At 75.9% G+C, this 22,487-nt stretch carries 23 protein-coding genes; 5 read left to right on the top strand and 18 right to left on the bottom strand.

Annotated features, from left to right (window positions below):
- Positions 1–107: 107 nt before the first annotated feature.
- The 9 genes from ACFY3N_RS15660 to ACFY3N_RS15700 are packed head-to-tail and all read right to left on the bottom strand — an operon-like array spanning position 108 to position 7,875.
- The gene (locus ACFY3N_RS15660; protein WP_390817219.1) at positions 108–719 is read right to left on the bottom strand and encodes a V-type ATP synthase subunit D; all 612 of its coding nucleotides are present in this window, start codon (positions 717–719) and stop codon (positions 108–110) included.
- The gene (locus tag ACFY3N_RS15665; RefSeq protein WP_390817220.1) at positions 716–2,119 is read right to left on the bottom strand and encodes a V-type ATP synthase subunit B; all 1,404 of its coding nucleotides are present in this window, start codon (positions 2,117–2,119) and stop codon (positions 716–718) included. Before ACFY3N_RS15665 ends, ACFY3N_RS15660 begins: the two co-directional genes overlap by 4 nt.
- The gene (locus tag ACFY3N_RS15670) at positions 2,116–3,879 is read right to left on the bottom strand and encodes a V-type ATP synthase subunit A (protein ID WP_390817221.1); all 1,764 of its coding nucleotides are present in this window, start codon (positions 3,877–3,879) and stop codon (positions 2,116–2,118) included. The genes ACFY3N_RS15665 and ACFY3N_RS15670 overlap by 4 nt, the downstream gene beginning before the upstream one ends.
- Entirely contained in the window at positions 3,876–4,403 is a 528-nt protein-coding gene (locus tag ACFY3N_RS15675; RefSeq protein ID WP_390817222.1) for a hypothetical protein, read from the bottom strand. The genes ACFY3N_RS15670 and ACFY3N_RS15675 overlap by 4 nt, the downstream gene beginning before the upstream one ends.
- Positions 4,400–4,627: a hypothetical protein gene (locus tag ACFY3N_RS15680; RefSeq protein ID WP_390817223.1), complete on the bottom strand. Its 228-nt coding sequence runs from the start codon at positions 4,625–4,627 to the stop codon at positions 4,400–4,402. Before ACFY3N_RS15680 ends, ACFY3N_RS15675 begins: the two co-directional genes overlap by 4 nt.
- 6 nt (positions 4,628–4,633) lie before the next feature.
- The gene (locus ACFY3N_RS15685) at positions 4,634–5,050 is read right to left on the bottom strand and encodes an ATP synthase subunit C (protein WP_390817224.1); all 417 of its coding nucleotides are present in this window, start codon (positions 5,048–5,050) and stop codon (positions 4,634–4,636) included.
- Complete coding sequence (locus ACFY3N_RS15690) at positions 5,047–6,528, bottom strand: V-type ATPase 116kDa subunit family protein (RefSeq protein WP_390817225.1); 1,482 nt, start codon at positions 6,526–6,528, stop codon at positions 5,047–5,049. The genes ACFY3N_RS15685 and ACFY3N_RS15690 overlap by 4 nt, the downstream gene beginning before the upstream one ends.
- The gene (locus tag ACFY3N_RS15695; RefSeq protein ID WP_390817226.1) at positions 6,515–7,474 is read right to left on the bottom strand and encodes a V-type ATPase subunit; all 960 of its coding nucleotides are present in this window, start codon (positions 7,472–7,474) and stop codon (positions 6,515–6,517) included. Before ACFY3N_RS15695 ends, ACFY3N_RS15690 begins: the two co-directional genes overlap by 14 nt.
- Positions 7,474–7,875: a hypothetical protein gene (locus ACFY3N_RS15700; protein ID WP_390817227.1), complete on the bottom strand. Its 402-nt coding sequence runs from the start codon at positions 7,873–7,875 to the stop codon at positions 7,474–7,476. Before ACFY3N_RS15700 ends, ACFY3N_RS15695 begins: the two co-directional genes overlap by 1 nt.
- Before the next feature lie 246 nt (positions 7,876–8,121).
- On the opposite strand from ACFY3N_RS15700, the gene ACFY3N_RS15705 reads away from it, so the two are divergent.
- Positions 8,122–8,958, top strand: coding sequence for a CBS domain-containing protein (locus ACFY3N_RS15705; protein WP_390817228.1), 837 nt, complete (start codon positions 8,122–8,124; stop codon positions 8,956–8,958).
- 22 nt (positions 8,959–8,980) lie between these two features.
- On the opposite strand, the gene ACFY3N_RS15710 is transcribed toward ACFY3N_RS15705, so the two are convergent.
- The 8 genes from ACFY3N_RS15710 to ACFY3N_RS15745 all read right to left on the bottom strand — a co-directional run bounded on the left by ACFY3N_RS15710 (position 8,981) and on the right by ACFY3N_RS15745 (position 17,641).
- The gene (locus ACFY3N_RS15710; protein WP_390817229.1) at positions 8,981–9,226 is read right to left on the bottom strand and encodes an acyl carrier protein; all 246 of its coding nucleotides are present in this window, start codon (positions 9,224–9,226) and stop codon (positions 8,981–8,983) included.
- A gap of 2 nt (positions 9,227–9,228) precedes the next feature.
- Positions 9,229–10,617, bottom strand: a complete 1,389-nt coding sequence (locus tag ACFY3N_RS15715; protein WP_390817230.1) for a dihydrolipoamide acetyltransferase family protein — start codon at positions 10,615–10,617, stop codon at positions 9,229–9,231.
- A 2-nt stretch (positions 10,618–10,619) separates the two neighbouring features.
- Positions 10,620–11,615: an alpha-ketoacid dehydrogenase subunit beta gene (locus tag ACFY3N_RS15720; protein WP_390817231.1), complete on the bottom strand. Its 996-nt coding sequence runs from the start codon at positions 11,613–11,615 to the stop codon at positions 10,620–10,622.
- Between the two features lie 2 nt (positions 11,616–11,617).
- A complete protein-coding gene (gene pdhA / locus ACFY3N_RS15725) occupies positions 11,618–12,703 on the bottom strand; it encodes a pyruvate dehydrogenase (acetyl-transferring) E1 component subunit alpha (protein WP_390817232.1) in 1,086 nt (361 codons plus the stop codon).
- On the bottom strand, positions 12,700–14,490 hold the full coding sequence (gene acsA / locus ACFY3N_RS15730; RefSeq protein ID WP_390817233.1) for an acetate--CoA ligase: 1,791 nt from the start codon (positions 14,488–14,490) through the stop codon (positions 12,700–12,702). Before acsA ends, pdhA begins: the two co-directional genes overlap by 4 nt.
- 220 nt (positions 14,491–14,710) lie before the next feature.
- Positions 14,711–15,739 carry an alcohol dehydrogenase catalytic domain-containing protein gene (locus ACFY3N_RS15735; protein ID WP_390817234.1) on the bottom strand — a complete coding sequence of 343 codons (1,029 nt, stop codon included), beginning with the start codon at positions 15,737–15,739 and terminating at the stop codon, positions 14,711–14,713.
- 75 nt (positions 15,740–15,814) lie between these two features.
- The gene (locus tag ACFY3N_RS15740; RefSeq protein ID WP_390817235.1) at positions 15,815–15,997 is read right to left on the bottom strand and encodes a hypothetical protein; all 183 of its coding nucleotides are present in this window, start codon (positions 15,995–15,997) and stop codon (positions 15,815–15,817) included.
- A 168-nt stretch (positions 15,998–16,165) separates the two neighbouring features.
- A complete protein-coding gene (locus tag ACFY3N_RS15745) occupies positions 16,166–17,641 on the bottom strand; it encodes an AAA family ATPase (RefSeq protein WP_390817511.1) in 1,476 nt (491 codons plus the stop codon).
- A 461-nt stretch (positions 17,642–18,102) separates the two neighbouring features.
- Here ACFY3N_RS15745 and ACFY3N_RS15750 point away from each other — a divergent pair, with 461 nt between their 5' ends.
- The 4 genes from ACFY3N_RS15750 (at position 18,103) to ACFY3N_RS15765 (ending at position 21,667) form a co-directional block, all read left to right on the top strand.
- On the top strand, positions 18,103–18,924 hold the full coding sequence (locus ACFY3N_RS15750; RefSeq protein WP_390817236.1) for a universal stress protein: 822 nt from the start codon (positions 18,103–18,105) through the stop codon (positions 18,922–18,924).
- A 159-nt stretch (positions 18,925–19,083) separates the two neighbouring features.
- On the top strand, positions 19,084–19,689 hold the full coding sequence (locus ACFY3N_RS15755) for a hypothetical protein (RefSeq protein ID WP_390817237.1): 606 nt from the start codon (positions 19,084–19,086) through the stop codon (positions 19,687–19,689).
- Positions 19,690–19,728: 39 nt separating this feature from the next.
- On the top strand, positions 19,729–21,129 hold the full coding sequence (locus tag ACFY3N_RS15760) for a nicotinate phosphoribosyltransferase (RefSeq protein WP_390817238.1): 1,401 nt from the start codon (positions 19,729–19,731) through the stop codon (positions 21,127–21,129).
- A gap of 79 nt (positions 21,130–21,208) precedes the next feature.
- Positions 21,209–21,667, top strand: coding sequence for an Hsp20/alpha crystallin family protein (locus tag ACFY3N_RS15765; RefSeq protein ID WP_390817239.1), 459 nt, complete (start codon positions 21,209–21,211; stop codon positions 21,665–21,667).
- An 81-nt stretch (positions 21,668–21,748) separates the two neighbouring features.
- On the opposite strand, the gene ACFY3N_RS15770 is transcribed toward ACFY3N_RS15765, so the two are convergent.
- A complete protein-coding gene (locus ACFY3N_RS15770; RefSeq protein WP_390817240.1) occupies positions 21,749–22,426 on the bottom strand; it encodes a CBS domain-containing protein in 678 nt (225 codons plus the stop codon).
- Positions 22,427–22,487: the final 61 nt, after the last annotated feature.

The raw sequence follows: 22,487 nt of genomic DNA on the forward strand, positions 1-22,487 counted from the left end.
ACGAGCGGCCACCACGACCGCCGACCGGCTCCCAGGCGACCCCCGGGTCCGTGGGGCTTCCCCGGCGCCGTCCCGTGACGGGCCCCGACCGCCGGCGTGGGGAGCGGTCATCGCCGGGCGGCCCAGCGCCGCCGGACGCCGTCCTCGTGCTCGGCCTGTTCCAGGGCGAGGTCGCTCCGGTCCAGGGCCTCCCGCAGGCGGGGGATCCAGTGGCGCCGCAGGGCACGGACCCGGTGCCGGGTGCCGTCGACCTCCGCGCCCACCAGCCGGGCGGCGGCGCGGGCCGCCGCGTACTCGGCCGCGGCGCGCACGGCACGGCCGTAGGCCGCCTCGGCGTGTGCGAGGGCCGTGTTGGCGGGGGCGGCGGCGGTGGGCGGACGGGCCGGTACGGACAGGGAGACCGCCGCAGGGTGGTGCACGCCCATGGAGGTGGCCCAGTCCACCGTGACCTCGGCGGGGCCGATGCCCGCGGCGGCCGAGTCGAGGGCCTGTTCCCCGCCCAGGAGCAGCCCCCGCAGCAGCCACCTCTCGGCCTCCGCCAGGAGGTCGCGCCAGGCGCGGGCGGCTTCCCGCTCCGCGCGCAGCAGCCGCTGGTGCTCGGAGCGCAGGATGCGCAGCTTCTGCTCCAGCAGGCCGGCTCCGCGCTCGGCGACATCGAGGCTGTGCCGCAGCCGCAGGCGTCCCGCACGACCGGGTGGCGTACGGCGTGCGCCGGTCACCGGGACCCCTCCGCGTCCGGGGCGTCCTTCGCCCCGTGGGCGTCGAGGAGGGGGACGGGGAGCATGGAGAGCTGGCTGCGGGGCAGGACGAGCAGGGCCCGCCAGCCGCGTTCCAGAGAGGTGTCGAGGTCGCGCGGTTCGTCGCTGCGCTGGTCGGCGAAGTCCCGCAGGAACACCTCCTCGTAGTCCAGGTAGCGGCGGTCGGTGGGGCTCAGTGCCGCCCGGCCGACCAGGTCCGCGAGATCGCGCACCTGCCGCGCGCGGGCCAGGGCGGCCAGCAGCTGGGCCGCGACGTCGAGGTGGTCGTCGCGGGTGCGGCCGGGCCCCGCGCCCTTGCGCATCAGCCGGGAGAGGGAGGACAGGGCGTCCAGCGGCGGGTAGACGCCGCGCGCGTGCGTCTCGGGCGAGAGCACGATCTGGCCCTCGGTGATGTAACCGGTGAGGTCGGGCACGGGGTGGGTGATGTCGCCCGCGGGCATGGTGAGCACCGGCAGCACGGTGACCGAGCCGGGCCGCCCCCGGATGCGGCCGCAGCGTTCGTACAGGGAGGCCAGGTCGCTGTAGAGGTAGCCGGGGTAGGCGCGGCGGGCGGGGATCTCCCCGCGGGCGGCGGAGACCTCGCGCAGGGCCTCCGCGTACGTGGTCATGTCCGTCATCACGACCAGGACGTGCCGTCCTTCGGTGAAGGCGAGGTGCTCGGCGACGGTGAGCGCGATGCGCGGGGTGAGGACCCGTTCGATCACCGGGTCGTCGGCGGTGTTCAGCAGCAGGACCAGTTCCCCGGCCGCCGACCGCTCCTCCAGGGCGTCGCGCACGAAGGAGGCGTCGGCGTGGGTGAGCCCCATGCCCGCGAAGACCACGCCGAACGCCTCACCGGCGGCGGTGGCCTGCGCGGCGATCTGGGCGGCCAGTTCCAGATGCGGCAGTCCGGCCACGGAGAACACCGGCAGTTTCTGCCCGCGCACCAGCGTGGTCAGGGCGTCGACGGCCCCGACGCCGGTGAGCACCGGCTCGGACGGCGGCTCGCGCCGCACCGGGTTGATGGGCGCGCCGCCCACCTCGGCGTCGTACGGGCCGAGGACGGGCGGGCCGCCGTCCAGGGGCTCGCCCCGGCCGTTGCAGACCCGGCCGAGCCAGTCCGTGCCGACCGGGACGCGCAGCGGGCTGCCCGAGAAGGCCGCCCGGACGCCCTCCGGGTCCATGCCCGCGGTGCCCTCCAGCACCTGGACGACCGCCAGGCCGCGGTCGGCGTCCAGGACCACGCCGTGGCGGAGTTCGCCCGAGGCGAGGGTGATGCGTACGTACTCGTCCCAGCCGATCCCGCTCACGCCCTCGACGACCGCGAGCGGTCCCCGCAGTTCACGCACCGAGGTGTACTCGATCCCACCGGCCGGGCTCATGGCCGCACGCCCCCCAGCACGGCGAGCATCGCGTCCCGCCGCGCCGCCACCCCGGCGGCGTCCTGGGGGCCGGTCTCCTCGCGGGCGCGCAGCAGCGGGCCGAAGTCGATCTGCTCGACCGAGGCCGCCGGGACGCCGGAGTCCACCAGTTCGCGGCAGCGGTCGGCGACCGCGAGGACGGCGTCGGCCAGGGCGGCCGTCTTCTCCGGCCCGCAGTACGCGTCCCGCTCCGACAGCGCGCTCTGCTGCAGCACGCCCTCGCGGACCAGTCTCCCGGCCAGCACGCTGACGCGCTCCCGCGCGGGCAGGGCGGCGATGCCGATCAGGTCCACCAGGTCGGCGAGCCGGTCGGCCTCCGCCAGCACCGCTCCCACCCGGCCGCGGCGCACGGCCCACGCCGGGTCGCCGGCCGCCCGGTGTCCGGCGGCGAGGACCGGCGCGTCCCGGGAGAAGGACCCGGCCCAGGAGACGGCCGGGTAGTGGCGGGCGTAGGCGAGGTCGCGGTCGAGGGTCCACAGGCAGCGGACGAAGCGTTCGGTGTGCGCGGTCACCGGTTCGGTCATGTCGCCGCCGGGCGGGGACACCGCGCCGATCACGGTCACCGATCCCCGGTCGCCGCCGAGCGTGGTCACGGCGGCGGCCCGCTCGTAGAAGGCCGCGACGGCGGAGGCCAGTCCGGCCGGGTAGCCCTCCTCGGCGGGCAGCGCGCCGGTGCGGGAGGCGAACTCCCGCAGCGCCTCGGCCCACCGGGAGGTCGAGTCGGCGATCACGACCACGTCCAGACCCATGTCCCGGAAGTACTCGGCGACCGTCACCCCCGTGTACACGCTCGCCTCGCGGGCCATCATCGGCATGTTGGAGGTGTTGGCGATCGTCACGGTGCGGTCCGCGAGGCGTCCGCCGGTGCGCGGGTCCCGGAGCTGCGACAGCTCGGTGATGACGTCGGCCATCTCGTTGCCGCGTTCGCCGCAGCCGACGTAGACGATGACGTCCGCGTCGCACCACTTGGCGATCTGCTGCAGCAGCACCGTCTTGCCGGTGCCGAATCCACCGGGCACCGCCACCGTGCCGCCCCGGGCCACGGGGAAGAGCAGGTCGATCACCCGCTGGCCGGTGTCCAGGGCCTCGTGGCCGTCCACGCGCTCCCGCACCGGGCGCGGCCTGCGCACCGGCCACAGGGTCCCGGCCGTCACCTCGGCGCCGCCCACCACGGCCAGCACCGCGTCACCCGGCCGGGCCCCGGCGCCGGCGATCTCCTCGACCGTGCCGTCGCCGCCGGGCGGCACGAGGACCTTCACCGGGACCGGCCCCGCGTCGCGGATCTCCCCGAGCGCCCGGCCCCCGGCCACCTCCTCGCCCCGCGTCACCAGGGGAGAGAAGGACCAGGTGCGTTCCTCCGCCGCAGCCCGCCGCGCGCCGGGCAGCAGCCAGTCACCGGCCCCGGACAGGGGACGCAACAGGCCGTCGAAGATCCCGCCGAGCAGCTCCGGACCGAGACGCACCGACAGCGCACGGCCCCGGGGCAGCGCCGTCTGTCCCGGAGCGAGGCCCCCGGTGTACTCGTACGCCTGGACGGTGACCACGTCGCCGCTGATGGCCACGACCTCGCCGGGCAGCCCGGCCGGGCCGATCGAGACCAGGTCGTACATCGCGATGCCGCCCGTGTACTCCATCTCGACCAGCGGCCCGGTGACACGCAGGATCCGCGAGGCCTCCCGCCGGCCGGCCGGCCGGCGGCGCCTCCCGCCGTCTTCCGTCACAGCTCCCACAGGCTCCGCGCCTCCGCTCCCGTCCGGTCCAGAGCACGGTCGGCCAGCGCCGTCAGCGAGAGGTCGGCCCGCCTTCCCGGCGCCCGGGCCACCACGCCCCCGTCGGGGTGCTCGCTCACCTCGGCGCCGGACCCCAGCAGGGCCCGGGCCCGGTGTTCCAGCCGCTCCCGCAGCAGCGCGTACCCGCGCGTCGCGCGCAGCCCCCTCACCCGTCCTGTGGCCTCCCGGCGCAGTTCCTCGTACGCCTCCCGGCGGGCGGCGAGCGTGCGGGACCTGGCCTCTCGCCGGGCCCCGACGAGCAGGCCGCGGGCGGCGTCCGCGCCCTCGGCCGCGCCCTGCCGCCGGGCCTCCTCGAGGATCGCGCGGGCCTCGGCGCGCGCCCGGCCGAGCAGGGCGTCGGCCTCCCGCCCGGTGCGGGACAGGAGCGCTTCCGCATCGGCGTGAGTCGTCCGCAGAAGTCCCGCCCGCACCGGGTGGAGCGGGTCCGTCGTCCGGTCGGGGGCCCGGCTCGTCATGACGGCATCACCGCGGTCAGCGGACGGCGGGCTCCGCCGTCCGCGGAGCCGGACTCCAGTGCCCGGGCCGCGGCCGGGGTGAGGATCACCAGGTCGATACCGTCCGGCAGGCTCCGCCAGGCCCGGCGTACGGCGTCGGGGTCGTCGGCGACGAGGACGACGGCCCCGGCCAGGGCCAGACCGGCCACGCGGGCCCGCTCCCCGAGGGCGGCGACGCGTCCCACGGCGGATCAGGCCTTCCCGATCAGGAGCACGGCGACGACCAGCCCGTAGACGGCGATGCCTTCGGCCAGGCCCACGATGACCATGGCCCGGCCGAAGAGCTCGGGCCGTTCACTGAGCGCCGCGAGGGCCGCCGCACCGGTGTAGGCGACGGCGACGCCCGCGCCGACGGTCGCCCCGGCCACCGCGATCGCGGCGCCGATCAGCGCGGCGGACCCGGAGCCGGAGTCCTGGGCCGCCGTGGTCGCGGCCTGCGCGGACCCTCCGCCGAGCGCCAGGGTCAGCACCACGGCGGCGGCCACCAGGAGCACGGCGTCGGCGGCGACCGTCCACCACAGGGCCGTCCGGCCCGGTCTGCGCAGCACGAGCCGTACGACGACGAAACCCGCCACGATCACGGGCAGGGCCAGCAACCAGGTGATCACGGTTCCTCCTCCCTCGCCGGACCGCCGTGTCCGGCGGTCTCCCGGACGGCCGCCGCGGCGAGGTGCTCGACGGGCAGCCGCCAGGGCCTGAAGGGGCGGCCCTCGCTCTCGAAGAGCCGGGAGAACAGCTCGTAGAACTCCAGCCGCAGTGCCTGGACCCCCGCCACCAGCGCCTCGAGCGAGAAGGCCAGGGCGTTGCCGAGCAGGAGGACGGGCACCGCTGCGGCGATGCCCGCCGGGCCCCGGCCCGCCAGGGCCGTCGTGCCGTCCCAGACGATCGCGCCGAGCGCCGCGTGCGTCAGCCCGAAGGCCGCGAGCCGGGTGAAGGACACGACGTTCGAGCCGATCCGCACCACCGCGTCGAAGAGCTGGACACCGGTCTGCACGGCACCGCCCGGACCGCCTGCCGTCGTCGCGTACCGTCCCGTCCCGGCCAGCACCAGACCGACGAGGGCGATCAGGGCCCCCACGACGCCGTACGCCGCCGGTCCGAGCCACACGTACCCGGCGACGCCGGCGAGACCGAGGTAGAGCGCGGCTCCGGCGATCCCGGTCGTCGCGTACAGGGCCGCCGGCGGCCCTCCCTCCCGCCACCGGTTCACGATCCCCGCGGCATAGGCCGCGGCGAGCAGCACGGCGCCGAGCCCGACGGCCGCGGCCAGCAGCCGCATGGGCTCCTCCAGCGGCTCCAGCCACAGCACGGGCAGCACCCCCGTCGGGCCGAAGAACTCGCCGTACGCCACCCCGGCCAGGGCGGCGGCCAGTCCGGCCCCGGCGACGAAGGGCCACAGCGGCCGCAGCGCCGCCACCCGGCGCGGCCGTCCCGCCCGCAGCAGGAGGGCGACGGCGACCAGCAGCAGCCCGTGCCCGGCATCACCGAACATCAGGCCGAACATCACCACGTAGACGACTCCGGCCGCCATGGTGGGGTCGAGGTCGGCGTAGGGCACGGTTCCGTACGTCGTGACGAGCGGGGTGAAGGAGCGGCGCACGGGCGTCGCCGGGTGCGCCGGGGGCGCGGTGTCCGCTCCGGTCAGCAGGGTCGGCGGATCGACACCGCGCGGGGTCCGCAGCGGTACCAGAGCGCCTCCGGCACTGGCGACGCGCGCGGCCGTGGGGCCCACCTCCGTCTCGGGACACCAGCCGGCCAGCGCCGCGACCGCGCCGTGCCGGACCGCGCCGCCGAGCCGTTCCTCCATCTGCGCCTCGCCCGCCAGCAGGTCCGCCCGGCCCGCGCGCTCCAGGGCGTCCGGGTCGGGGCGGACCGCGCTGAGAACGGGCCGTACCGGTCCGGACCGCAGCCGCTGCAGGCGCGTCGCCGCGGGCCCGCGGACCTCGGGCCCCCCGTCCCCGGCCAGGTCGATCTCGACGCAGCCCGCCTCGGCGATCCGCACCAGGCTCTCCCGCAGCGCCTGCTCGGGGGCCACGACGGCCACCCTGCGCATCCGGACCGGGACCGCCGTCTCACCCCGGAGCATCGAGCACCTCCACCGGCCGGTCCCCGGGAGCGCCGCCCCGGGAGGCCAGCTCCAGCGCGCCGCGGGTCCGCCACGCGTCGACGGACAGCAGCGCCACGGCCCCCACCACCGGCCGCGGACCGAAACGGGACCGGCGCAGCAGTTCGCGGCCGTCCCGCTCGACGGCGCCCCACCACCGGGCCTCGGCCCGCCACAGGTCCGCCGCCTCGTCGACGTCCTCCAGCAGCCACCCCGCGGCGGCCGGCAACGCCTGCCGGAAGCCGGCGTACGACCCCGCGCCCACCGCTCGCGAACCGAGCAGGCGGGCCGCCCGGCGGGCGGAGACGTCCGGCAGCCGGCGGCCGACGACGAACACCTCACGGCCCACCAGCAGGGCGAGCCGGGCCGCCGCCCAGCGCTCCGTGCCGGGAACGGCGGTGGCGAGGCGTACGGCGGCGGAGACGCGCATACCGGTGGCCACCGCGGCCGCCGAGTCGTCTCCGGGGTCGCCCCAGACGGAGGCCGCCAGGGCGGCGCGCAGCTCCGACGGCGTACGGGTCCGGGCGAGCCGTCTCCAGGCGGTCGCCAGCGCGCCCAGCCGGTAGGGCGGGGGGCGGAGGCCCTCCGTGTCCGGCCGGCGCGGGCCGGCCGCGAGAGCCCTCAGGTGGTGTCCGGTGTTGGAGATCTCGAACCCCGCGGCGAGCGCCCGGACGGCGTCGGCGCCGGCGGCCGGCTGCCAGCCGGCGAGGATCCGCAGGTGCCACAGCAGGGCCGCCGAGACCGCGCGCTGGGCCTCGGCCGGTGTGCCGCCCGAGGGGACGTCGTGCCGGTAGGGGGTGGCCGACAAGCGGCGCAGGGCGTCGTCGAGGGTGGGGGAGGCGGCCACCTCCCTGATCCCCTCGGCTCCCAGGCACCTGGTCCGAAGAGCGCGTGCCCGGGTCACGCCGGCCACCCGCCCGGCGCCCATCACGGACCACCCTCCCGGGGCTCCCCCCGGCCCGGAGGTATCTGCTCCGCTTCGAGGTCCTCCAGCACCAGCGCGACCACACGGCCGGCGAGGGCCGGGGTCCGGCTCCTGGCGCGGTCGCGTACGGCGACGGCCTCGCGTTCGGCTGCGGCGAGCAGCGCGGCAGCCTCGTCCTCGGCGGCGCGCAGCACCCGCTCGGCGGCGCGTGCCCGCACCCGGCCGGCCTCCTCGCGCGCCTCGGCCACGATCTCCTCGGCCCGCCGTTCGGCTTCCCGCCGGCGTGCCGCGGCGGCCGCGGCGGCCCGCTCCCGTACGGTCCGGGCTTCCGCCTCCGTCCGTTCCAGCAGGGCCAGGGGCGGTGCGAGCTCCGCCCGGAGCCCGGCGGAACGGTCCGTGGGCACACCACCCGGTGCGGCCCGGCCGGGCGACGCCGCCGGCCGGAATCGTGTCAGAAAGTCCCGGAAACCCGTCACGAACCCTCCTCCGGTGGGCACGGACCCCGCCTTCCAGTCTCCTTGGTGGGCGGGGACATGTCGCGCCGCACCCGGCGACCCGCACCCCGGACGGGGCCGGGCGACCCGGAGGCCGCGCCGGCCGATCGGTGCGAGACTGACCCCGTAGGTGGACGCCACCCCCGGGAGGCAGCCGTGAGCGACGCCGAGCACAGCTCCGCGCAGCACGAAGCCCGCCGCGTCACGCCGGGCCGCCCCTGGACGCCCCGGGAGGAACCGCGCCAGGACGCGCTGGGCCGCTACCTCGCGGCGGTCGCCGCCACCGCGTCGGCGAGGAGCGCCGAGGAGCCCCGCCCCGCTCCCGGGCGGCAGGCACCCGAGCCGTCCGCCCGGGAGCCGGCCGCCCTGCGCGTGCGGGACGTCATGCGGGTGCCGGCGGCCTCCGTCCCCGGCGACACGCCGTTCCTGGACGTCGCCCACACCCTCGTCCGCGAGCAGGTGAGCGCCGTACCGGTGGTGGACGCGGACGACCGTGTGATCGGTGTCGTCTCCGAGTCGGATCTGCTGGCCAAGGCCGCCGTCACGGCGGAACCGCACCGGCACGGGCCGGTCGGCAGGCTGTGGCGGCACCGCCTGTACGACAAGGGCCACGGCGAGACGGCGGCCACGTTGATGACCTTCCCGCCGGTGACCGTCGGCCCGGCCGAGCGCGTGGCGGACGCCGCGTGGACCGCCGCCCGCGCGCGGCTCAGGCGGCTCCCCGTGACCGACCACCGCGGCCGGCTCGTCGGTGTGGTCAGCCGGAGCGACCTGCTGCGGGCCCTGATCCGTGACGACGACGAGATCCGGACCGAGGTCGTCTCCCTGGTCGCCCGGCACCTGCCGGACCCGCGCCACGTCCGGGTCGCCGTGGAGAACGGCGTGGTGACGTTGACGGGACGACCGGACACCTCACTCGCCCCCGAACTGCTCGCGGCGGTGCGGGACATCGACGACGTGGTCGGTGTCGTCGACGAGACCCGGGCGGACTGAGCCGCCGGCGGGGCCACTCGCCTCACCGCGTGCGGGTGACCAGGAAGTCGGCGCTGCCGGACAGCGTGGTGAGCCGGGAGGTGTCCTCGTCCTCGATCCGGAGGCCGGACCGCTCGCTGAGGACCTCCACGAAGCTCAGGAAGTCCAGTGAGTCCATGCCGAGCACCTCGCGGAACGCGTCGTCGGGCGCGAGGGCGGCGACGTCGGCGTCGGGGACGACGGAGGAGATCGATTCCCTGACCATGTCGAGCGCGTCGGTTCTGTTCATGTTCACAACTGCTCCGGATTCCGCAGGAGACGGTCGACCGCCGTGAGGTAGCGGGCCCCGACGGCCCCGTCCGTCGCCCGGTGGTCCGCCGAGAGGGTCGCCGTGACCACGGGCCGTACGCCCAGCAGGCCGTCGACGGCGTACGGCCGGTCGGCCACGCGCCCGAAACCGACCAGGGCCACCTGGGGCGGGTGGATCACGCCGAAGACGGCCTCCACGCCCTGATCGCCCAGGTTGGTGACCGTGATCGTGGCCCCGGTCACCTCGGAACCGCGCAGCCTGCCCGTGCGGGCCCGGGTGACCAGGTCCTTCAGGCCGCTCATCAGCAGGGGGAGGGCCAGGGTGTCGGCGTGGCGCAGCACGGGGGCGACGAGCCCTCCGCCGCGCAGGGACACGGCCATGCCGAGGTGGACGCCCTCGCCGGCCGTGAAGCCGTCATCGGCCCAGAAGCCGTTGAGCTCGGGCACCTCCCGGGCGGCCAGGGCCGCCGCCTTGAGCAACAGGGCCGCGGGGAGCAGCCGTTCACCGAGCGGGCTGCGCCGGTTGTGCTCGTGCAGCCACTCCGTCGCGGCGGCCAGGTCCACGGTCGTGGAGAGGTGGTAGTGGGGGATGTCCCGGTTGGCGCGGCTCATCAGGCCGGCGATCGCCCGGCGCATGGCCGCCGCCCGGTCCTCGGACGGGCGTGCGGCAGCGGGGCGTACGGGGGCGGCGGGCGCGGGCGGGGGCGGGGCCGGAGCTGAGGTCGGGGCCGCTGGGCCCGGGGCCGCCCGGCGTACGTCCGACGCACGGATGGCCGACTGCCGGCCCGTCCCTCTCACCGTGGCGAGGTCGACGCCCAGCTCGGCGGCGAGCCGCCGGGCGAGGGGGGTGGCCCGCGCACGCGGCGGCCCGGTACCGGTCCGGGCGGCCGCCGCGTCTTCGACGTCGGTCCGGGTGAGGCGTCCACCGGGGCCGGAGCCGTGCAGCGTTCCCAGGTCGACGCCGCTGTGCTCCGCGAGGTGCCGGACCAGGGGACCGGCCTCGATGTGGCCGGGCAGCCGGGCGGCGGCGGGTGCCGGCACCGGGACCGGGGCGGGCCCGGGCGGTGGAGAGGAGGGCTCGGCGGGCTCGGCGGGCCTGCCCTTCTCCGGCGCGTGACGGGCGGGCCGTCGCTCCTCGGCCGGTCCGATCAGCGCGAGCGGCGTGCCCACCGGCACGGTCGTGCCGGGCTCGACGAGCAGCTCCGTCACGGTCCCGGTGTCGAAGCACTCCACCTCGATGGTCGACTTGGCGGTTTCGACGACCGCGACCGGATCTCCCCGGCGGACGAGGTCACCGGGCCCCACCAGCCACTCCAGGAGCGTTCCCTCGTCCATGTCCGCGCCGAGGGACGGCATGGTGAACTCGGCCATGATCAGTCCACCGTCCGGCGGGCGGCCGCGACGATGTCGGCGGTCTGCGGCAGGGCGGCCTCCTCCAGCCGCCGGGCGTACGGCATGGGCACCTCGGCGCTGCACACCCGCTCGACGGGCGCGTCCAGGTCGTAGAACGACTCCTCGGCGATGCGGGCGGACACCTCCGCGGCGAGGCTTCCCGTCCGCCACGCCTCGTCGATGACCACCGCGCGGTGGGTACGGGCCACGGAGGCGGCGACGGCCGCGCGGTCGAGGGGCCGGAGCGTGCGCAGGTCGATCACCTCCGCGCCGACGCCCCCGGCGGCCAGCTCGTCCGCCGCCGCGAGGGCCTTGGGCAGCGAACCGCCGTACGTGATCAGGGAGACGTCGTCACCGGGGCGGCGGACCGCGGCGTGGTCCAGGTCCACGGGCCCGGTGGACGCGGGGAGTTCCCCGGAGACGTTGTAGAGGCTCCCGTGTTCGAAGATCAGTACGGGGTCGGGGTCGGCGAGCGCCGGGGCCAGCATGTGGCGGGCGTCCTCGAGGGTGGCGGGGGCGAGGACACGGATGCCGGGGATGTGCGCGTACCAGCCCTCCAGGCTGTGCGAGTGCTGCGCGGCGAGCTGCCGTCCGGCGCCCGTGGTCATGCGGATGACCAGCGGCACGGGCAGCTGGCCGCCCGACATGTGGCGGAGCGTGGCGGCGTTGTTGAGGATCTGGTCGAGGGCGAGCAGGCTGAAGTTGACGGTCATGATCTCGACGATCGGCCGCATCCCCGCCAGGGCGGCCCCGATGCCGGCGCCGACGAACCCGGACTCCGACAGCGGGGTGTCGCGGACGCGCTCGGGGCCGAACTCCTCCAGCAGACCGAGGCTGACGCCGAAGCATCCGCCGTAGCGGCCCACGTCCTCGCCCATGAGGAAGACACGGTCGTCGGAGCGCAGCGCCTCCCGGAGCGCCTCGCGCATCGCCTCCCGGTAGGTCGTCTTCGCCTCCGGCGTTCCGCCCGCGCCCACGGTCAGCTCACCGCCCCGGCCGGGGAACCGGTCACGTGGTGGAGCAGGTGCTCGACCGGTTCCTCGGGCGCCTGTTCCGCCGCCCCGACGGCGTGGTCGATCCCGTCGGCGACGCGCCGCTCGATCCGGGCCAGTTCCTCGTCGCCCAGCCCGCCGTTCTCGCGCATGCGGCCGGTGAGCAGGCCGATCGGGTCCCGCTCCTTCCACCGCTCGACCTCCGCCTTGTGGCGGTACCGGTCCGGGTCGTACATCGAGTGGGCGCGGAAGCGGTAGGTGCGCAGTTCCAGGAAGTGAGGTCCGGTTCCGGTCCGGATGCCCTCGACGGCCCGCCGGGCGGCTCGCTCGACGGCCTCGACGTCCATGCCGTCCACGGCCCAGGCGACCATGCCGTACGAGGCGGCGCGCATGGCCAGGTCCGTCTGCGCCTCGTGCCGCTCCAGGGCCGTGCCCATGGCGTAGAGGTTGTTCTCGCAGACGAACAGCAGGGGCAGGCTCCACAGCGCCGCCAGGTTCGCGGTCTCGTGGAACTCGCCCTCGGCGAAGGCCCCGTCGCCGAAGAAGCAGCAGGTGACGCGGTCCTGCCCGCGCATGCGGTCGGCGAGCGCGAGGCCGGCGGCCAGGGGGAGCCCGCCGGCGACGATGGCGTTGCCGCCGTAGAAGCGGCGGCCCGCGTCGAACAGGTGCATCGATCCGCCCCTGCCGCCGCTGCATCCCGTCGTCCTGCCGTACATCTCCGCCATGACGGCCTCGGCCGTGATCCCGCGAGCCAGGGCATGACCGTGTTCGCGGTACGTGGAGACGACCGCGTCCCCGGGCGTCAGGGCTTCGTTGACGCCGACGGCGACGGCCTCCTCGCCGATGTAGAGGTGGACGAAGCCACGGATCCTCGCGGCGCTGTACAGCTCGACGCACCGCTCCTCGAAGCGCCGGATGCGCAGCATCGACTCCAGCAGATCCGTCCGGTGGCCGGCGGTCCCGGGCCCGGACGGAGGTCCGGCACCCGGACTCCCCTCGGCCGCCCTGGTCCTCCTGCCGGACTTCGGGGGCGCCGGGTCCTTCCGCGTGCGGGTGGGACGGGTCGCGCTCATGCCGTTCTCTCCAGGGTCGACACGTCACCCGTGGGCAGTCCGAGTTCACGCGCCCGCAGCAGGCGGCGCATCACCTTCCCGCTGCGGGTCCTGGGCAGGTTCTGGTCGAACGCGATCTCCCGGGGAGCGACGGCGGGGCCCAGCCTGCGGCGGCCGAAGGCGAGCAGTTCCCGCTCCAGACCGGGGGTCGGCCCGACACCGGGCCGCAGCGACACGAACGCCTTGACGACGTTCCCGGCGACCGGGTCCGGCCGTCCGATCACTCCCGCCTCGGCCACCGCCGGGTGCTCCATCAGCGCGCTCTCCACCTCGAACGGGCCGATCAGATGCCCCGCCGACGTGATGACGTCGTCGGCGCGCCCCACGAACCAGTACCAGCCGTCCGCGTCCCGGCGGACCAGGTCACCCGTCAGATACCAGCCGCCGGCGAACGCGGCGTCGTAGCGCTCCTTGTCGTGCAGATAGCCGCGGAACATCGACGGCCAGCCCGGCCGCAGCGCCAGCTCGCCCTCGACGCCGGGGTCCTCCACCTCCGTGACCCTGCCCCCGGTGACCAGGACCCGGCCGTCCTCGCCCCGCTCCAGCACGGTCGCGTCGACGCCGGGGAGCGGCCGCCCCATCGAGCCGGGACGGATCTCGCAGGCCGCGAAGTTCGCGATCATGATGCAGCCGGTCTCCGTCTGCCACCAGTTGTCGTGCACCGGCAGGCCCAGCACGTCCCGGCCCCACACGACGGCCTCCGGGTTGAGGGGCTCGCCGACGGAGGCGATGAAACGCAGGGCCGACAGGTCGTACGAGCGCGGCAGGTCGTACGGGCCCTGACGCGGGGTGGCGCGCATGAGCATCCGCAGGGCCGTGGGGGCGGTGTACCAGACGGTGACGCGCTGTTCGCCGAGGATCCGGTACCAGCGCCGGGCGTCGTAGTCCCCCTCGTCGACGACCACCGTCACGCCGTGGACGAGCGGGGCGATGATCCCGTACGACATGCCGGTGACCCAGCCGGGGTCGGCGGTGCACCAGTACACGTCCTCGGGGTGCAGATCGAGCGCGTACGCGGCCGTGGCGTAATGGGCGACGACGGCCTCGTGGACGTGGACTGCGCCCTTGGGGGTGCCGGTGGTGCCGCTGGTGAAGTGCAGCAGGGCCATGTCCTCGGGCGAGGTGGGCGGGACGGTGAAGGTGTCCGGGGCGGCGGCCACCAGGTCGTCGAAGGAGACCGTGCCGGGCAGCTCCCCGGCGCCGGGACCGACGATCAGGACGTGCTTCAGTCCGGGAACCGACGCGCGGCGCCCGGCGACCTTGCGCCGGTAGAGGGCCGCGGTGGTGACCAGGACCTGCGCGTCGCCCAGCCGCAGCCGCTGCTCCACGGGGTCGGGACCGAAGGCGGGGAAGAGGGGGCAGAGCACGCTGGTGTTCTTCAGCGTGCCCAGCACCGCGGTGTACAGCTCGGGGCAGCGGCCGAGCAGGGTGAACACCCGGTCCCCGCGGCCGACGCCGAGTGACCGCAGGGCACCCGCGAAGCGGGCCGTACGGCGGGCCAGCTCCGCGTACGTCACGGTCGAGACGGAGTCGTCCCGGGCGACGCACCGCAGTGCGACCTTGTCCGCGTGGCCGGAGGAGACGTGCCGGTCGACGGCCTCGTGGGCCATGTTGAGCCCGCCGCCGGGCAGCCCGGACAGTCCGGTGCGCGCCTGCGACCAGGTGAAGGCGGAGCGGGTCCGGCCGTAGTCGGTGAGACGGGGCAGGACGACCGGCACGGTCCCCTTGCGGATGGTTTCCCCGTGCATGGGCGCTCCTCCCGGCACTGTCCCCCGGTCTCCAGGGTCGCCGAGCCCGGCCCCGGCCGCATCTCCGTCGCCGGAGAGGGGCCCGGGGGAACGGGCGGCGGCCCTCGGCCCGTTCCCCCGGCACCGCCGCCCGCCGGACGGCCGGGAGCGGACGGCCGGGGAAAAGCGAGCGGACGGCCTTCCGGAACCGCGCGGGCCGGGCCCCTGCGGGCCGGGCCCCTCACCCACGGTGCAGGGTGACCTTGAGCGCGCCGGACGTCGTGCCGTGGGAGAACACCTCGTAGGCGTCCGCCGTCCGGTCGAGGCCGAAGGTGTGGGTGACCAGCGAGGAGACGTTCAGGCGCCCGAACCTCAGCAGCTCCAGCAGCCAGGGCGTGGAGGAGGTGTCGACCTGGCCGGTGCTGATCGTCACGTCCTTGCGCCACAGGGACTCGAGGTGCAGCGTGACGGGTTTGCCGGGCGTGCCGACGACGGCGATGTGGCCTCCCGTGCGGACGGCGCGTGTGCACAGGACGAAGCCCTCCGGCTCGCCCGACGCCTCGACGACCACGTCGGCGCCGGGCCCGTCGTACAGCTCGGCGATCATCTTCCCCGGCACTTCGGCGGCGTCGGCGCCCATGCGGACGGCGGCCTCCAGCCGGGCGGCGGACAGGTCCACCGCGATGATCCGGCGGGGCGAGTACAGCCGCGCGATCGCCACCGTGGCGAGGCCGACGGGACCCGCGCCCACCACGACGACGGTGTCCCCCGGGCCCACCTCGCCGTTCCGCACGCCGACCTCGTAGGCGGTGGGGAGGACTTCGGCGAGCAGGACCGCGTCGTCGAGCGGCAGGGCGGAGGGCCGGCGGTGGGTGGAGTGGTCGGCGAAGGGCACCCGCACGAACTCCGCCTGGGTCCCGTGGATCAGGTTCCCCAGGAGCCATCCACCGCCCCCGAGGCACTGCCCGAACATGTGGTCGTGGCACCGCCGGCAGCGGCCGCAGGCCGAGACGGCCGAGACGATCACCTGGTTCCCGGGGCGCAGGTGGCGGACGTCGTGCCCGACCTCGACCACCTCGCCGACCGCCTCGTGGCCGAGGACCGTCCCCGCCTTCACCTCGGGCAGGTCCCCGCGCAGGATGTGCAGGTCGGTGCCGCAGACGGTCGTGGTTTCGACGCGTACGACGGCGTCGGCGGGATCCTCGATCGCCGGATCCGTGACCGTGTCCCAGGAGATCCGTCCGGGACCGTGGTAGACGAGTGCTCTCATGGTCACCCACTCCCTGGCCGGCTCTCTCCACCGTCGCTCCGGGCGGACGCCCGGGCAACCGGGGCCGTCGGCTCCTCAGGGACCGTCCGGCTCCGGTGTTCCCGGCCGGACGGGCGGGGACGCCGCCGCGCCGATCAGGGACAGCCAGCCGGCCAGCCCGGCGGGGTCGGCGGCCCCGCAGCGGAAGCCGACGTGCCCGTCCGGGCGGACGGCCACCAGGCCGCGACCGGGGCTGTTCGACAGCCGGAGGACGGTCACCCGGGGTCCGGCCGGCGTGTCCGGCGGCGGGGCGGCGTCACGTTGCAGCAGCAGGTGCACACCCGGGCGGGCCGGCAGCCCGTGCAGCCGCTCGGGAGGTCCTCCGACGCCGACGGTCGCGTCGGGCAGGCGGTCCCCCGGCCTGCGCCGGCGGGCACCCCCGCCCGCCTAGTCCGGCTCCATGTAGGGGCGGCGGAAGACCGGTGCCTGACCCGTGCCCCAGGGGCGTACGGCAGCCAGCGCCCGGGCGACCGCGGACTCCAGGGAGCCGCTGGTGTCGACCGGGACGGCCTCCGGCCACGGCTGTTCCGCGGCCGCCAGTGCGGCGGCGATGCCGGGGCCGGCGTCGGACGCTCCGGGGGCGCGCGTGCTCAGGCGGGCCGCCGACACGTCGCCCGGCACGTGGCAGTGCAGGGCCACCAGGTCGGCGCTGGTGCGTTCGGCCACGCTCAGGGCCGCTTCCCGCTGTGCCGCGTCGGACCAGGTGGCGTCCAGGACGACGGACTCCCCGGAGGACAGCAGGGCGGACGCGCGGTCGAGCAGGGTGGAGTAGGTCCGGGCCGTCCACTCCGGCGTGTAGAGCCCCTCGCCGTAGCCGGCCGCCGCGGACCGTTCCACGGGGATCCCCGCCAGCTCCTTGCGGAGGCGGTCGCTGCTGAGCAGCGTGACCCCCAGCCGGTCGGCCAGGGCTCCGGAGAGGGTGGACTTCCCGCTGCCCGGCAGCCCTCCGACGAGCGTCAGGCCGACGGCGGAGGTACGCAGGTGGCGCAGTGCCGCCGGGACCAGCCGCCGGAACGCCGCCTCCGCGCCGGGCGCGCCCTGGCGTGCCTGGATCAGGGAGACCTTGGCGCGGACGAAGGCGCGGTAGGCGACGTAGTGGTGCCACAGGGAAGGGGGTGCGGGGTCGCCGGAGTACTCGCCGTACCGGGCGAGGAAGTACGCCGCGGCCTGAGGGGCGCCGAGCTGTTCCAGGTCCATGGCGAGGAAGGAGGCGTCGTCGAGGCCGTCGACGTAGCGGAGGCGGTCGTCGAACTCCAGGCAGTCCAGGACGCGGGGACCGTCGTCGAGGCAGAAGACGTCCTCGGCGAGCAGGTCGCCGTGGCCGTCGACCACCCGCCCCTGCTCGATGCGGGAGTCGAACAGACGCTCGCGGCCGGCGAGGTAGCGGCGCACCAGCCGCTCCGTCTCCGCCACCCCGTCCGGTACGACGCCGTCCTCGGCCAGCGCGCGGACCTGCCGGAAGCCGGCCTCCCAGCGCGAGGCCAGGGCGTCCCGTGTGCCCTGCTCGTCCACCTCCCGGCCCCGGGGCGCCTCCGCGTGCCACGCCGCGAGCTGCCGGGCGACGGCCCGCAGGACGTCGTCCACGGCGGCCCCTTCCCGTACCAGCCGGGAAAGACGGCGGTCCGCGGGCATCCGGCGCATCACCACGAGCGGTTCGGGCGCCCGCGCGTCGGGGCTCTGGAGCTCACCCAGCCCCAGATAGACGTCGGGGGCGAAGCGGCGGTTGAGGGCGACCTCGCGCGCGCACGCGGCCCGGCGGGCCGCCACCGTCGTGTAGTCCAGGAATTCCAGGTCCACCGGCTTCTTCAGCTTGTAGGCACGGTCTCCCGCGAAGAACACGATCGCGGTGTGCGTCTCGCACACCTGCGCGCGCGGCGGCGGCCCGCCGTCGTACCGGTCACCCGCCGGCAGCGGGGACGTGCCGGCCGGAGGCGCCGGGGGCACCGTTCTCCCGGCGGGGCCCGGCTCAGTCATGGGGGACGACGGCGACGGCGCGGTGTGCGGGAGGGACGGCTGCCCGGGCCGCGGGACCCGGGCGTGGCGCCGGGACGCGCCGGTGGTCCCGGCGGGCGGCGGGACTCCCGGGTGGGCCGTCGGGGCCCACGGTGACGACCGGTCGCATGGCGGTGCCCTCCGTCTCGTAAGAAGCTGGGAAGAGGGGTGGACGACGGGGTCCGGGCCCGACGACGCGGACGGCCGGGACGTCGTCGGCACGCCGGGCGTGGCGGGTTCCCTCATTCGAGGAGTACCCCAATCCCCTCCGCGGCGCATGTGGACCGGAGGAGGGCGCAGACGCAGGATCCGGCCGGGAGGAGACGGCGGCGGTGAGGATTCCCCTGGTGGTCGGCATCGACGGGTCCGAGGCGAGTCTGGCGGCGGCGGACTGGGCCGCCGGCGAAGCCGTCCGGCACGGCGTGCCGCTCCACCTCCTGCACGCGGCGGTGCGGGACCACGAGGCGTCCGACGTGATCGACGCCGCTTCGGAACGCGTCAGGAAGGGCGCTCCCACGGTGCGGCTGTCGCACGAGGTGCGGTACGAGGACGCGACCGCCGCCCTGCTCGGCGGAGGGCGCAACGCCTTCGCGCTGGTGCTCGGATCAAGGGGATCCGGAGACCTCGCCGGAATGCTCCTGGGATCGGTCGGCCTCGCCGTGGCGGCGCGGGCGGACTGCCCGGTCGTCGTGGTGCGCGGCGCGGCGGAGCACCGGGACGCGCGGTTCGGGAGCGTCGTCGTCGGTGTCGAGGACGGAGAGGGCAGCGGCACGGCCGTGCAGTTCGCGTTCCGTGAGGCCCACGTACGGCACTGCCGGCTGGTGGCGGTGCACGCCTGGAACGCACCGTTCGGTGCTTCCACCTCGCCGGGGCCCCCGTCCTCGTACGCCCCGCAGGCCCGCCGGCGCCCGCCGGCACGGGTGCTCGACGACGCCCTGCGCGGCGCGCCGGAGCGGTACCGCGAGGCCCCGGTGGACCGGCGGGTGGTCGAGGGGCCGGCCCGCCAGGCCCTGCTGGAGGCGGCGTCGGAGGCGGACCTGCTGGTCGTCGGGGCCCGCAGGCGACAGGGGCATCTGGGCCTGCAACTGGGACTGATCAACCATGCGGTACTGCATCACGCGCCGTGCCCGGTCGCGGTCGTTCCCCGGATATGACCGGGCGGGCGGGGACGGACCGCGCCGACGGCCGGCCCCGGTGGACCCGGAAGCCGCCCCCTGCCGGGACTTCCGGCCCTGTGACCGGAGCCCGTGCCGTCCCACGATGGGACCGGGACGGCGGGGGGAACGGACCGGCGACCTGCTGGAGGCCGAGTCATGAGCGCACGCAATCCGCCGCACGCGTCCGGCCCGCTCCCGCCGCGCCGGGAGCGCGTGCCGCGGCGGGCGAACCCCCTGCGACGCACGTCCGACCGGTTCGAGTCCTGGTTCCGCGGCTTCCTGATGCTGGTCCTCGTCCTCGGCCTGCCGGCGACCGGGCTCGGTGCGGGGCTGACGGCGTACGAGTCGTCGATGCGCACCGTGCGGACCCAGTCGGCCGAGCGGCGACAGGCCGACGCCCGGGTGACGTCGATCGCCCGGGACGCCGACGAGACGGCGAGGCAGCGGGCACGGATCCGCTGGACCGACGCCGGCGGAACGGCGCGGACGGGGACCGCCCTGGTGAAGCCGGGCACGCCCGAGGGCGCCACCGTGCGGGTGTGGGTGACCGGCGGCGGGGCCGTCACCGGCCCGCCGATGACCGGGTCCCAGGCCGTGACCACCGGCTGGTTCGCGGGCGGTGCGGCGGCGGTCGGCGTGGCGACCGTGACCCTCGGGGCGCGGGCGGGCGTGCGCCGCGCCCTGGACCGGAGGAGGTACGCGCAGTGGGACGCCGAGTGGGACCGGGTGGAGCCCCTGTGGGCCGGCCGGTTCCGCCGGTGACGTGAGGACGAGCCGGACACGACCGAGGAGGCGACGCCGATGTCCGACGCGACGACCACCGATCTGTACGAGGTGACGATGGCCATGTCCTACCTCCGGGAGGGCATGACCGGCCCCGCGACGTTCAGCCTCTTCGTCCGCGACCTGCCCCCCGGGCGCGGCTTCCTGGTCGCGGCGGGGCTGGAGTCGGCCCTGGACTACCTGTCCGGCCTCCGCGTCGGCCCGGAGGACGTCGACGCCTTCGCGTCCGCGCTGCACCGTCCCCCGCGTGACCTGCGGCCCCTGCTCGGCCTGGAGTTCACCGGCGACGTGCGGGCGGTGCCGGAGGGACGGATCGTGCTGGCGGGAGAACCCCTGCTGGAGGTGACCGCACCGCTCCCGCAGGCACAGCTGGCCGAGACGTACGTGCTCAACCGGCTCAGCCACCAGACCGCCATCGCCTCCAAGGCCGCACGGTGCGTCCTCGCGGCGGCGGGGCGTCCGGTCGTGGACTTCTCCCTGCGGCGCACCCACGGCCCGCAGGCCGGGTTCCAGGCCGCCCGGCTGGGCGCGCTGACCGGCTTCGCCGGAACCAGCAACGTGGCCGCGGCCACCGCCCTGGGCATCCCCGCCGTCGGCACCATGGCCCACTCCTTCGTCGAGGCGTTCGCCACGGAGGAGGACGCCTTCCGCGCCTTCGCACGCTGCCACCCGGGGCCGGTGACCCTGCTGGTGGACACCTACGACACCGAGGAGGGCGTCCGCGTCGCGGCGCGCGTCCTGCGGGACCTCGACCACGCGGCCCGCGGGCCCGGCTCGGCCGTACGGCTGGACAGCGGCGACCTCGGGGCCCTCGCGGTACGGGCGCGGTCCGTCCTCGACGCCGCGGGCCTGCCGGACGTACGGATCACCGTCAGCGGCGGCCTCGACGAGTACGCGGTGGACGAACTGGTCCGCTCCGGGGCGCCGATCGACACCTACGCCGTCGGCACCCGCGTCGGGGTCTCGGCCGACGCACCGTATCTGGACTCGGCCTACAAGATGGTGGAGTACGACGGCCGGCCGGTGATGAAGCTGTCGTCGGCGAAGGTGACGGCGCCCGGCCCCAAGCAGGTGTTCCGCCGGCCCGGCTGCGCCGACGTGATCGCGCTGGCCGACGAGCGGCCGCCCGACGGCGGCAGGCCGTTGCTGGAGACGGTGATGCGGGGCGGGCGGCGCACCGGCGCCAGGGCCACGCTCGACGAGTGCCGGGAGAGGTTCACGGCGGACCTGGACGGCCTGCCGCCGGCGGCCCGCCGGATCCGGGCGCCGGTCGCTCCCCGGGCGACGGTCTCCGAACGGCTGGACGCCCTCGCCGCCCGCGTCCGGCGCCGCATCGGGGAACGGACGGCGGCGGCCTCCGCCCGCTCCCCGGCCCCGGAACGGACCGTGTCCGGACCACGGGGGGCCGTACCGGGGTGAGGGGGAGGGCGATGCCGCACACGGCGGAGCGGACGGTCCGCGTGAGCGACGGCCGCGCGGCGGACAAGGAGGAACAGCCATGACACATCCCGTACGACACGGCAGGGCCGGGCTCTCGGCGGCCCTGCACGAGCTGGACGATCTCCGTACCCGGATGGACCAGCTCATGCACGCCGTCTTCCCCGTCGGCGGCTATCCCGAGTTCGGTGCGGGCGAGCCGTGGGCGCCGCCGGCCGACGTCGTGGACACCGAGGACGCCTACCTGGTGGAGCTGGAGCTTCCCGGCGTGGACAAGGACCGGATCACCGTCGAGGTCGCCGAGGGCGAACTCGACGTCCACGGTGAGACCGAGGAGAAGGAACACACCGGGGTGGTCCGCAGGCACACCCGCCGCACGGGGCGGTTCGACTACCGCACGACCCTGCCGCCGGACTCCGACACCGAGCACGTCAGCGCGGACCTGACGAGCGGAGTCCTCACGGTGCGCGTCCCGAAGGCCGGGACGGGGAAGGCGCACCGCGTCGAGATCACCGGCTGAGCGGGGACGGGGCCGTCCGCCGGGCCGCGTGCCGGGTCCGGCGGGCGGGCGCCCGTTCCTCCGCGCGAGGCCGACGGCCTCTCAGGTGGCGGACGTGGGGGACCGCCGGGCGTCGTCGGTCCGGTACGTGAGGTGCTCGGCGACCGAGACCACGCCGTCGACGCTCCGGCACAGCCGCTCGATGACGGGGATCAGACTCCTGAACTCGACCGAGCCCCTGAGGTCGACCCGCCCGTCGCGCACCTCGGCCGTCACCTCGGAGGGAGCCAGTCCCATCGTGCGTCGCAGCACGTCCTCGGTGATCTCGTCGCGGATGGCGTCGTCACGGCGCAGGAAGACCCGCAGCAGATCGCCGCGGCTGACGATGCCCAGGAGCCGGTCCGTCTCGTCCACGACGGGCAGCCGCTTGACGTGCTGGACCTCCATCAGGCGGGCGGCCTCCACCACGTTCCACTCCGGACGCGCGCACACGGCGGGAGCCGACATCAGTTCCTCGGCGCGGGAGCCCTCGGCCTTGGCCCGCTCCCACGCCTCCAGGTGCGGGACGACGACCTCGCCCGACGGGTCGGCCCGGTCGGCGCTCTTGCGCAGCAGGTCCGCCTCGGACACCACACCCATGGGGCGGTCCAGGTCGTCCACCACGGGCACGGCGGTGACGTCGTTCTCCGCCAGCAGCCTGACGATCTCCTTGAACGGCAGGTCACGCCGTGCCTTGACGACGTCTCGGCTCATGAGCTCCGCGACCGTTCGGTGTTGCATGTCGCCTCTCCCGTCCGGGTTGTGACCGTCGGACATCCAGTCGGCCCGGACCGCTCCCTCG

Source organism: Streptomyces sp. NPDC000348 (assembly GCF_042898795.1).
In the GTDB taxonomy this organism is placed as follows: domain Bacteria; phylum Actinomycetota; class Actinomycetes; order Streptomycetales; family Streptomycetaceae; genus Streptomyces.